At 71.0% G+C, this 10,050-nt stretch carries 7 protein-coding genes and 1 pseudogene; 4 read left to right on the top strand and 4 right to left on the bottom strand.

Translation table 11 applies throughout. The features are described 5' to 3' along the window. Nucleotides 1-57 precede the first annotated feature (57 nt). Both ACIBW9_RS09855 and ACIBW9_RS09850 read right to left on the bottom strand, forming a co-directional pair. Nucleotides 58-1,140 (bottom strand): sugar ABC transporter substrate-binding protein, encoded by a 1,083-nt coding sequence (locus ACIBW9_RS09855; protein WP_398953081.1) that lies wholly within the window; start codon nt 1,138-1,140, stop codon nt 58-60. Next, nucleotides 1,137-3,671 (bottom strand): SpoIIE family protein phosphatase, encoded by a 2,535-nt coding sequence (locus tag ACIBW9_RS09850; protein ID WP_398953079.1) that lies wholly within the window; start codon nt 3,669-3,671, stop codon nt 1,137-1,139. The genes ACIBW9_RS09855 and ACIBW9_RS09850 overlap by 4 nt, the downstream gene beginning before the upstream one ends. A gap of 251 nt (nt 3,672-3,922) precedes the next feature. Between ACIBW9_RS09850 and ACIBW9_RS09845 the strand changes: the two genes are divergently transcribed. From ACIBW9_RS09845 to ACIBW9_RS09830, 4 genes and pseudogenes are all read left to right on the top strand, one after another. After that, nucleotides 3,923-5,011 (top strand): substrate-binding domain-containing protein, encoded by a 1,089-nt coding sequence (locus tag ACIBW9_RS09845; RefSeq protein ID WP_398953077.1) that lies wholly within the window; start codon nt 3,923-3,925, stop codon nt 5,009-5,011. Nucleotides 5,012-5,048: 37 nt separating this feature from the next. Continuing rightward, nucleotides 5,049-5,828: an ATP-binding cassette domain-containing protein gene (locus ACIBW9_RS09840; RefSeq protein ID WP_398953075.1), complete on the top strand. Its 780-nt coding sequence runs from the start codon at nt 5,049-5,051 to the stop codon at nt 5,826-5,828. A 5-nt stretch (nt 5,829-5,833) separates the two neighbouring features. Continuing rightward, nucleotides 5,834-7,102 carry a sugar ABC transporter permease gene (locus tag ACIBW9_RS09835; protein ID WP_398953073.1) on the top strand — a complete coding sequence of 423 codons (1,269 nt, stop codon included), beginning with the start codon at nt 5,834-5,836 and terminating at the stop codon, nt 7,100-7,102. Between the two features lie 141 nt (nt 7,103-7,243). Then, nucleotides 7,244-7,366, top strand: a pseudogene (locus tag ACIBW9_RS09830) (sugar ABC transporter substrate-binding protein); the annotation flags it as partial. A 69-nt stretch (nt 7,367-7,435) separates the two neighbouring features. Here ACIBW9_RS09830 and ACIBW9_RS09825 read toward each other — a convergent pair. Both ACIBW9_RS09825 and ACIBW9_RS09820 read right to left on the bottom strand, forming a co-directional pair. Continuing rightward, nucleotides 7,436-8,218 carry a VOC family protein gene (locus ACIBW9_RS09825; protein ID WP_398953071.1) on the bottom strand — a complete coding sequence of 261 codons (783 nt, stop codon included), beginning with the start codon at nt 8,216-8,218 and terminating at the stop codon, nt 7,436-7,438. Nucleotides 8,219-8,364: 146 nt separating this feature from the next. Then, nucleotides 8,365-9,903 carry a CHAD domain-containing protein gene (locus ACIBW9_RS09820; RefSeq protein WP_398953069.1) on the bottom strand — a complete coding sequence of 513 codons (1,539 nt, stop codon included), beginning with the start codon at nt 9,901-9,903 and terminating at the stop codon, nt 8,365-8,367. Nucleotides 9,904-10,050: the final 147 nt, after the last annotated feature.

Below are 10,050 nucleotides of genomic sequence, written 5' to 3'. Positions count from 1 at the left end.
TCCACGGATGGCCTGGGCGGGCCCGTGGAAATGACCGCCTGTCACCTCGTGACGGGGCTACCGCGCGAGTCCGGCCTGCTGGCAGGCGGGCCGGAGCGCGCGGGTGCAGATCTCATCGACGGTGTACACGCCGTCCTTGACGAGCGTCTGCTCGATGGTGCGGGCCGTGACAGCCCTCGGGGTGAGCAGCACGGACGGGATGCGGCTGTTGGTGGGGCTGTGGGTGGTCGTGGTGGCGACGTTGCTGAGATCGTCGCCGCGCCCCAGCGCCACGGCCATGGCGGCGGCCGCGTCCGCCTCCGCCCGGAACGGCTTGTACACCGTCATGTACTGCTCGCCCACGACGATGCGCCGTACGGCGTCGAGGTCGGCGTCCTGACCGGTGACGGGGGGAAGCCGCCTGACGCCCGCGCGCTTGAGTGCGGAGACGGCACCCGCGGCGATCGCGTCGTTGGCCGCCAGGACCCCGCCGATCCGGTCCGGGCCCAGGGCCGCGACGGCGGCGGACATCTGGGCGTGGGCGTCGTCCGTGCTCCAGCCCTGGACGTCGTACGACCTGCCGATCCTGACCTTGCCCGCCAGGACGGACAGGGCACCCTTTCTGTACCAGGCGGCGTTGGGGCTGGTGGGATCGCCGTTCAGCATGACGACCTGGCTGCTCTTCGCCCGCCCGTCCATCGCCTTCAGGAGCGCCTCGCCCTGGAGCCTGCCGACCTGTGCCCCGTCGAAGCTGACGTAACCGGAGACGGGGCCTTCGGCGAGCCGGTCGTAGGCGACGACCGGTACGTCCGCCCGGTGGGCCTCGGCGATGGAGGAACGCAGCGCCCGCGCGTCGGCGGCGTCGAGGATCAGGACCTTCACCCCCTTGGTGATCATGGAGGTCAGCTGTTGCCGCTGCCGGTCCGCGTCGTCCTCGGCGTTGGCGTACTCCACGGTGCAGTGCGGGCACAGCTCCTTCAGCCGCTTCTCGATCAGCGGCCGGTCGGAGTGCTCCCAGCGGGGGACCGATCGGCTCGGGAGCAGCAGGCCGACGGTGAAGCCGCCCGATCCCGCCGTGCCCTCTCCTTCGCAGGCGGCCTGGGACATCGTCAGGAGTCCCGCGACGAGCGCGGCGACGATCTGCCACAGGCGGGTTCTCACCCTCGGCCTCCTCGTTCCGTTCCCGGGTCCGAGGCGGTGGCCGCCGGTGCTCGTCCCGGCAGGACGATCTCGCTCCACACCTGTTTGCCGCCGGCCACCGGCATCGAGCCGAACGACTCCGACATCGCCTCGACCAGGAGCAGACCCCGGCCGCCGGTCGACTCCCAGTCCACGATCACCGGCTTGGCGGGCGCACGGGGCGAGGAGTCACCCACGCAGACCCGTACCCGGTCACCGCGGAGCATGAGGTCGAGGCGGACCGGGCCCTGGGTGTGCACCAGGGCGTTGGTGACGAGTTCGGACACCACCAGCAGGACCGCGTCGGCCACGTCCTCGGCCTGCCACTTGCGCAGGGTGCGGGCGGTGAAGCGGCGGGCGTGCATGACGGCGTCGGGCAGCCGCCACACCACCCAGCCGGCCCTGATCGGCCGGGTGCCCATGCCGTCGTAGCGCAGCAGCAGCACCGCGACGTCGTCCTCGCGGCGGCCGACGTCGCCGAGCAGTTGGTCGGCCATGCGCCCCAGATCCTCCGGGTCGGCCGCGGCGAGCGCCGTGCGGCTCTGGCGCATGCCCTCGTCGAGGGGCAGGCCGGCGGCCTCGACCAGGCCGTCGGTGACCAGGGCGAGGACCGTGCCGGGAGACAACTCCACCGCCGTCATGGGGAATTCCGCCTCTTCGAGGATGCCCAGCGGGAGTCCGCCCTCGACCTCGATCTCCTCGGTGCTGCCGTCGGGGTGGCGCACCAGGGGGGCGAGGTGCCCGGCCCGGACGAAGAGGGTGTTGCCCTGCTCCAGGTCCAGTTCGGCGTAGCAGCAGGTGGCGAAGAGGTCGGTCTCCATGCCGACGAGCAGGCGGTTGGCGTGGGAGACGACCACGTCGGGCGGGTGGCCCTCCACCGCGTAGGCCCTGACGGCCGTACGCATCTGGCCCATGATGGTCGCGGCTCCGGCGCTGTGGCCCTGCACATCGCCGATGACCAGGGCGACCCGGTCCTCGGACAGGGCGATGACGTCGTACCAGTCGCCGCCCACCTGCAGGCCCCGTCTGGCGGGCAGATAGCGGGCCACGGCCGTGCCGCCGGGCAGCTCGGGCAGGCGCCGGGGCAGCAGGCTGCGCTGGAGCATCGTCGCGAGTTCCTGCTCGGCGTCGTGCTCGTGCGCCCGTTTGAGGGCCTGTCCGACCAGCGCCGCGGTGGCGGTCAGCAGGGACCGTTCGTCGGGGGCGAACTCGTGCGGCTGGTCCCAGCCGACCAGGCACAGGCCCGCGACGCGGCCCTTGGCGGGCAGCGGCAGGACGGCGAGGCCTCCGTCGCCGATACCCGCCAGGTTCGGTTCGAAGGCCGTGCCGGCCGGCCACAGGTCCAAGCGTCCGTCCCGCAGGGCGAGTTGGAGGGTGGGCAGGGCGCTGACCGGTGCGTCGGGCCACTCGGTGCGCCACTCGGCGCGCCAGGCCTCGGGCCAGGCCGCGGGCTGCGGCGGATCGAGCACGGTGACCATGAGGCGGTCGCCCTGCAGCTCCGCGAGGGCCACCCGGTCGGCGCCCAGCGGCTCTCGCAGCGCGGTGACCACGACGCGGCTGACGTCACGGACGGTGGTGGCCTCGTCGAGTGCGGCGGTCAGCCACTGGATCCTGGAGACGTCGTCGGGGCCGCGGCGCAGCACGGAGGTCGCCGTCACCACGCCCAGCACCTGCTCGGGGCAGTCGTCGGTGGCCGCAAGGACCCGGCAGCTCAGGCTCAGCCAGCGCATCTCCCCCGTCGGGCCGCGCACGCGGAACTCCAGCTCCCGCCGGCCGAACGCCTGGGGAGCCGGTTCCAGCACCGACACCAGCGCGTGCATGTCCTCGGGCAGGGCGTGGGCGAGCAGGGTATCCGCCTTGCCGTCGAAGTCGGCCGGCGTGATACCGAGGAGTTCGAGCAGGGCGTCGTCCGCGTCGATCAGGCCGGTGTCGGGCACCAGTACGAACGAGCCGACGCGCAGGCTCCGCAGCGCGGGGCCCAGCAGCGGCGACGGCGGGGACCGGCCGGCGGCGGCCAGCAGCAGACCGGCGACGGCGTCGGCGTACCGCTCCAGGAAGCGGCGCTGCTCGTCCTCGAAGCCCTCCGCACCGGCGCCGACGACGACGAGGCAGCCGAGCCGGCTGCCGTCCGCCTCCAGCGGCAGGGCACCGAGCGAGGCCTCCGGGTGCGCAGAGGTGGGCGCGCCCTCGGGGTAGGCGGCCAGTTCCGCGGGGGTGAGCCACAGCGGCCGGTCGGTGCGGAAGGCGTGCGCGGCGGGTGAGCCCCCCGACAGGGGCAGACACTCGGGCAGCCGGTGGTCGGAAACGGCCCAGCGGGCCGTCTCCGCCAGTCGCAGCTCGTCCGTGTCACCGGTGGGCACATAGACGGCTGCCATGGCCACTCCGGCGAAGGTCAGAGCGCGCTCGTCCGCCGCCGCCTCCGGCACCGCGGGCTGCCCGCCCGCGTCCGCGGCATCGGCTCCGGATGCCCGCAGCTGAGAGACTCCGGCCCGGGCACCGCCGTCTTCAGGCATGTCCGCAACCTACCTCCCGTCCGTGCCGCGGATGCGGCTGAGATCGGGCGTCCCCACAACAGAATCGCATATTGGAGCAAACCGCCACTGCATTCGCAGATCGTCGTGGCCGGTGCCACACTGACGGCATGGTCGTCTTGCCGCTCACGTGAGAGGGCCAGGTGTCGCCGCGTGCGGGCAGCGACCAGTGATCTTCTGGATCTCCATGCCGGCGTGACCACCCGACCCGCGCTCGGAGGGAGGTCTCGCACATGAGGGCCTGCATACGGGGAGCGGCCATGGTCATGACCGCGGTCTCGACGGCCGTCGCCGTCTCGGCCTGCGGGTCGGGCACCGGAAGCACCTCCGACGGGGGGACCGCACCGAAGATCGCCCTGCTGCTGCCGGATGCCACCACGGCCCGCTGGGAGACCCAGGACAGGCCCTTGCTCGAGAAGAAGATCATGGAGCTGTGCAGGCGCTGCACGATCGAGTCCGCCAACGCCAAGGGCGATGTGGCGTTCCAGCAGGAGCAGATGGACTCGGTGATCACCAGGGGCGTCGATGCGATCGTGCTGGTTGCGGTGGACGCCAGATCGCTCGCCACGTCCGTGCAGGAGGCGGCCCAGGCGGACATCCCGGTGATCGCCTACGACCGGCTCGCGCAGGGCCCGATCTCGGGCTACGTCTCCTTCGACGGCGAGGAGGTCGGCAGGCTCCAGGGCAGGGCACTGCTGAAGGCCATGGGCAACCAGGGCCACCTGCCCCAGATCGTCATGCTGAACGGTGATCCCAGCGACCCCAATGCGGTGTCGTTCAAGAAGGGCGCGCTGTCCGTGCTCACGGGCCGAGTGAAGATCGGCAAGGAGTACGACACACCGCAGTGGCGCCCGGAGATCGCGAACACGAACATGGCCGGCGCCATCGCCGCACTGGGCGTGACCGGTATCCAGGGGGTCTACGCCGCCAACGACGGACTCGCCGGAGCCGGCATCTCCGCTTTGAAGGCGAACAAGGTCGACCCGCTGCCCCCGGTCACCGGGCAGGACGCCGAACTCGGGGCCGTGCAGCGCATCCTGGCCGGCGATCAGTACATGACCGTCTACAAGCCCTTCGGCCCCGAGGCCTCCGCCGGTGCCGCCATGGCCGTGGCCGCGGCGCGCCGGACCGGCCTCGAGCAGGTCGCCAGGGACAAGGCCACGACCAGCGGCGGGAAGACCGTTCCTGCGGTCCTGCTCACTCCTGTGTCCGTGACCGCCGCCACCATCAAGGACACCTTGGTCAAGGACGGCTTCTACACCGTCCGGCAGATCTGCGTCCCCCGACTGGAGGCCGCCTGCAGCAGGTCCGGACTGACCTGACGAACCGGCTTCGCCGAGTCCGAGCCCCGGGAAGGAGATGGTCCGAGTGCCGGATTCCCCCTTGCTGGCGCTGCACGGCGTGTGCAAACGCTTCGGCGCCGTCGAGGTCCTCAAGGACGTCGAGCTGGAGATCCACGCCGGCCAGGTCGTCGCCCTGCTCGGCGACAACGGGGCCGGCAAGTCCACCCTCGTCAAAGTGATCTCCGGTGTCGCCCCCGCGGACAAGGGCGTCATCGAGTGGGAGGGGCGAACGGTGCACATCAGGCGCCCGCACGACGCCCGTGACCTCGGCATCGCCACCGTCTACCAGGACCTCTCGCTGTGCGGGAACCTCGACGTCGTCGGCAATCTCTTCCTCGGCCGGGAGATCCGCAGGTTCGGTTTCCTCGACGAGATGGAGATGGAGAGCCGCACCATCGAGCTGCTCGAACGCCTCACCAGGAGCGTGCCCGCACTGCGCGCCCCGGTGGTCTCCCTGTCCAGCGGCCAGCGCCAGACGGTCGCCATCGCACGTTCACTCCTGGGCGAGCCCCGGGTGCTCCTGCTGGACGAACCGACCGCGGCGCTGGGCTTCGAGCAGACCACCGAGGTCCTGGACCTCGTCGACGCGCTGCGCGAGCGCGGCTTGGGAGTGCTGCTCATCAGCCACAACATGGGGGACGTCAAAGCGCTGGCGGACCGGGCCGCCGTGCTGCGGCTCGGCCGTAACAACGGCTTCTTCAACGTGAACACCGCCTCCCAGGAACAGATCATCTCCTCCATCACCGGTGCCACGGAGAACGTGCCCCGCCGGCCGGCCACCCACGAGGCGTGGTGAAAGGGATGCGCCACATGACGGACAACACGCGGGCCGAAGAGGCCACGGCCGCCGAGCCCCGCGGGCCGCACGGCCGGGCGGCCCTGGCCCTCGCCGCGAAGGACGGGGCCGACCTCCTGCGACGCAGGTTCCGCGCCGGAGAACTGGGCTCACTGCCCGTGGTCCTCGTTCTCGCCACGGTCTGGATCATCTTCCAGTCCCTCAACGACAACTTCCTCTCACCCCGCAACCTGTCCAACCTCAGCGTGGACATCGTGGGCACCGGCCTGATCGCGGTCGGCATCGTGTTCGTGCTGCTGCTCGGTGAACTCGACCTGTCGGTGGGCTCGATCAGCGGCTTCGCCGCGGCCATCTTCGCCGTGCTGAACGTGAACAACGGCGTGCCCGAATGGATCGCCCTCGTCCTCGCGGTGCTCGCGGGCACCGCGGCGGGAGCCCTCCAGGGCTTCTCCTGCGCCAAGACCCGGGTACCGGCCTTCGTCGTCACCCTGGCGGGGCTGCTCACCTGGAACGGTCTGATGCTCTACGTCCTCGGCACCAGCGGCACGGTCAACCTCGACGAGAACGGGCTGGTCGCCGACTTGACCAGCTACTACTTCACCAATGACGCCGTCGCCTACGGACTGGCGGCTCTCTGCGCGGGCCTCGTCTTCCTGATCTCGTACCTGGGCCGGCGCCGCCGTGTGGCCGCCGGCATGCCGCACCGATCGATGCGGGACATCGTGGTACGAGCGGGAGGGCTCGCCGTGGTCGCCTTCACCACGGCGTATCTGCTCAACCGGTTCCAGGGGCTGCCGCTCGCCCTTCTGATCTTCCTCGTGGTGGTCGCCGGACTCGACATCGTCCTGCGCCACACGCACTACGGCCGGCAGGTCTACGCACTGGGCGGCGGCGTCGAGGCGGCCCGTCGCGCCAGCCTCAATGTGATCGGCATCCAGACCGCGGTGCTCGCGGTCTCCGGGACGATGGCCGCGGTCGGCGGCCTGTTCCTCGCCTCCCGCATCACCTCGGTCAGCCAGAGTTCGGGATCGGGTGTGCTGCTGCTCAACGCCATCGCGGCAGCCGTCATCGGCGGCACCAGTCTGTTCGGAGGACGCGGTACGACCTGGTCCGCGGTGCTCGGCATGCTGGTCATCCAGTCGATCGCGTCCGGCATGGCGATCACTGACACCCCCACGGCCATCCAGTTCGTCATCACGGGCGGGGTGCTCTTCGCCGCGGTGGTCATCGACGCACTGTCACGACGCTCGCAGGAGGTACACGGGAGGGCCTGACACCTCGGCCTTCCTGTCGATACGTCCTGACAAACCTACTGACGTCACCAGCCCCAACGCCGGCAACCAGGCCAACCTGGTGCAGAACGCGATCGACCAGAGGGCCGACGGCATCGCCCTGACCGCCGCCAAGCCCACGCCCTGAACAAGACCGACGGCAACTTCAGCGGCGGCAGCACGGCCCCCGTGCTGAACGGCCCCGCCTTCATCACCAAGGACGACGCCGACGCCGTGGCCAAGTTCGCGGCGAAGGGCGCCCGGTGATGAGCATGACCCGGCATGCCGAGCCGGCGGTGACGTCACCGCCGCCTCCGGCCCGCATCTGAGGAGCCGTCACCCCTGCCGCGGGTTCGGCTTCAGGACGGCGAACACCGCCTGGGCCGGGTCGGCGAGCCAGGCGATCCGGCCGACGTCCGGCACATCCGAGGCAGGCATGAGCACCGATCCGCCGCTCTCCTGCACCTTCGTCACGATGGCATCGGCGTCGGCGACGGCGAAGTACGGCACCCAGCGCGTCTCCTCACCTTCGCCCTGGAGCGGTGCAACACCGCCGAAGGAGCCCTCCTGCTGGTCGCCGTCCTTGATGCTGAGCACCCGGTACGTCATGCCGGGTGCCTGCATCTCCTGGGAACGCCAGCCGAACAGACCGGCGTAGAAGCGGATCGCCGCCTCCGGGTCAGCGACGTGCAGTTCCACCCACACCAGGGTGTTGTCCTCCGAGGCCTTCTCCAGGCCCTTCGTCCTGCCGGGCTGCCATACGGCGAACTGCGCGCCCTGGGGGTCGGTGAACTGGCCCAGCCAACCCTCGCCCATGACGTCCATGGGTTCGGCACGCACGGCGCCCCCGCCGGCCACCACGTCGCGGGCGGTGGCCTGGATGTCGTCGCTCTGGAAGTACGTCGTCCAGGCCGAACCGGCCCCCTCCTCGCTCAGCGGCCCGAGGGCGCCGACGGTCTTCCCGTCCTTCTGGAAGAACCCGTATCCACCGGCCTCGGGCCCGGCGGACGCGAACTGCCACCCGAAGACGGCTCCGTAAAAGGCGGCGGCCGCGTCCGTGTCGGGGCTGCCGAGGTCGATCCAGTTGGGTGATCCGGTGCGGAAGTCGGTGCCGAGCATGCGTTTTCTCCTACGAAGTCCGGTGTCGCGACTCCGCCACGATCCCCTGCCGCCGCGGACGGGGCTCGGTGCACCGGCCCGAATGCCCAGGTGGTTTCACCCTGGCGGGTGGCCCGCATCCGGCCGGACCCCGGCGCGGGCAGCCATCAGGGTGTGAGCGCCTTGCGCAGGCCGGGCTTCGACGCCTCGGCCCATGCGTCCGGCAGTTCCCGTTCGCGGTCCGCGGCCACGGCCTGCTCCTGGCCGTACAGAAGGCCCCAGGTGAAACCGGGCTCCCCCGCGGCGTGCGCCGCCAGGGCCAGCTTCCGCAGGGCGTCCCGGGCCACGACGCTGTCCTGATGGTCGCCGAGCACCTTCTGCACGGCCTTCACACGCTTACCGAGCCGCTTCGCCGGCTTGCCGAGCGAGGCACGCGCCGGTTCGGTGGCGTAGCGCGTCTTCTTGGCCGACTTGCGGGCCTCGTGGAGCGCCACGTCGCGTTCCGTCCCGGGGGAGAGCTCCAGCGCATGCGCCACCCGGCCGGCCAACCGGTCGTACTCCTTGAAGATCGCCTTGGCCATCACCTTCTCCGGTGTGCGGGCGGCCTTGCGACGCAGCGGCGGCTGCTCGGTGAGTTCGGCCAGGGAGTTCAGCAGGGCCAGGTAGCGGGGTGAGCGCAGGGCATCGAGGGTGCGTCGACGCGCCTCGTCGGTGTTGGCGACGTTCCAGGCCTTCAACCGGGCCGCCACCGGCCCGAGGACCAGTTCCGTGGGCAAGGCCTCGAGGCGCGCACCGAGCCGTTCCATGAGGACCTCCTGGTCGCGCTCCGCGCCCAGCTCGCCGCCCAGCCACTTGAGGTCGTCGCGGATCGGATCGGTGATCTCACGGTCCAGCACCGACCGGTAGGAACGCAGGGTGCTGCGCAGCCGACGGCAGGCGACCCGCATCCGGTGCACCGAGTCGGGCACGTCACGGCGTACCGCGGGATCGAGGCGCACCAGGGTGCGAATCTGCTCGTCCACGTAGGTGAGGACGTCGTCGCCGGCCGAGCCGGGTACGACGATCTCGGCCCGGACGTCCGGCAGCCGCGGACCGCCCACTCCTGTCTCCTCAAGGGCCCGCGCCAGCTTGGACGGGTTGGCCGCACGGTGGATGCCGTTCTTGTGCAGCGCCTTGTCCACGGCGTCCAGCAGCGAGACTTCGGTGTCCTCGGCGAGTTCGACCTCCATCTCGGTCCAGGCGGCCAGCGTGGTCATGCCGCGAAGGGATTCGGCGCGGACCTGGTCGACGGTCAGTTCGGCGAGGACCGCTCCCTCGGAGTCGACCAGCTGCCGGGTGCGGCGGGTGGACCGAATGCGCACGACCGGCGCCAGTTCTGCCCCGCGGGTACGGGAAAGGACCAGGTCACGCAGGGTTTCCGGAAGCTTCTCGGAGAGCGGGGCATGCACCTCCTCCCGGCTGTCCTGCGACAGGGGCAGCTTCAGGTTCCAGCCCGCGTCGGGGCCGCCCGTCCTGCGCCGCAGCGTGGCGGACGCGCCGGCCAGCCGCAGGTCCTCGGTGTCGTGGTACACGGCGTCCAGCTCGTCGATGCCCTGGTCCACGACCGACACGATGCCGTCCACGCCGGTGAGGTCGGGGAGCCACGAGGTGTCATCGGCCGACGGAGCATCGTACTTTCGCTCTGTCTCACGCTTCGACTGGGTCATACCGATCGCGTTACACGTCTCAGCACGGCTCAAACCCGGGCAAGGCGCCAAGGGCCCTGAGCAAGGGCCGCCTGTCCCGGGGGAGCAGCCCCCTTGCCCTGCTCCCCCCGTCCCCCTAGCGTGGTTTTGTGCCGCAAATAAACAAAT

The sequence above is a fragment of the Streptomyces sp. NPDC049541 genome, from assembly GCF_044465725.1.
Classification (GTDB): Bacteria; Actinomycetota; Actinomycetes; order Streptomycetales; family Streptomycetaceae; genus Streptomyces.
This window is presented reverse-complemented; position numbering and strand designations above follow the sequence as displayed.